The sequence below is a fragment of the Mesorhizobium sp. M4A.F.Ca.ET.020.02.1.1 genome, assembly GCF_004022645.1.
Taxonomy (GTDB): domain Bacteria; phylum Pseudomonadota; class Alphaproteobacteria; order Rhizobiales; family Rhizobiaceae; genus Mesorhizobium.
This window is the reverse complement of the sequence record NZ_RZOI01001266.1, coordinates 1-783: the sequence shown is the minus strand read 5'-3', so window position 1 is coordinate 783 and position 783 is coordinate 1. Positions and strand designations below refer to the sequence as shown.

The 783-nt window shown below is 65.0% G+C and carries 1 protein-coding gene; it reads left to right on the top strand.

Annotated elements, in window-relative coordinates; genetic code table 11:
- Window positions 1–721 (top strand): taurine ABC transporter substrate-binding protein (gene tauA / locus EN742_RS36530; RefSeq protein ID WP_128333965.1); only part of this gene is annotated, 721 nt, incomplete at its 5' end.
- Between the last annotated feature and the right edge of the window lie 62 nt (window positions 722–783).

Here is a 783-nt window from a genome sequence, read left to right as displayed (position 1 = left end):
GCCGATCCAGACCATCTTCGTCGTCGGCCTCATCGGCGAATCGGAAGCGCTGGTCGCCCGCAACGGCGCCGGCATCGAGAAGATCGCCGACCTCGCCGGCAAGAAGGTGGCGGTGCCGTTCGTCTCGACGACGCATTACAGCCTGCTCGCCGCGCTCAAGCATGAGAACGTCGATCCGAAGTCGGTCGAGATCCTCAACCTCAGGCCGCCTGAGATCGCCGCCGCCTTCGCACGCGGCGACATCGACGGGGCTTATGTCTGGGACCCGGCGCTCGGCCAGATCAAGACGACCGGCAAGGTGGTACTGGATTCCTCGCAGGTCGCCGCCTGGGGCGCGCCGACCTTCGACGCCTGGATCGTGCGCACCGACTTCGCGGAAAAACATCCAGATGTGGTGCGCGGTTTCGTCAAGGTCACCGGTGAGGCCTATGCCCGATACTTGGCCAACCCCGAGGCCTGGTCGGTCTCTTCGCCCGAAGCTGGCAAGATCGCCAAGCTCACCGGCGCCAAGCTCGAAGAGGTTCCGGAACTGCTCAAAGGCTATGTCTTCCCGACGCTCGACGAGCAGGCCTCCGACAAGTTCCTTGGCGGCGCCACGGTCAAGGCGATCGCGGCGACGTCCGCCTTCCTCAAGGAGCAGGGCAAGATCGACGCGGTGCTTCCCGACTACTCGAAATACGCGACGGCCAAATATGCCATCGAGGCGCTCGCCTCGAACTGATGCAGCGAGCTCGCACGGCCCTCTTCGCTGGCCGTGCGTCTGCCTGTCCCGGACCGCTTACG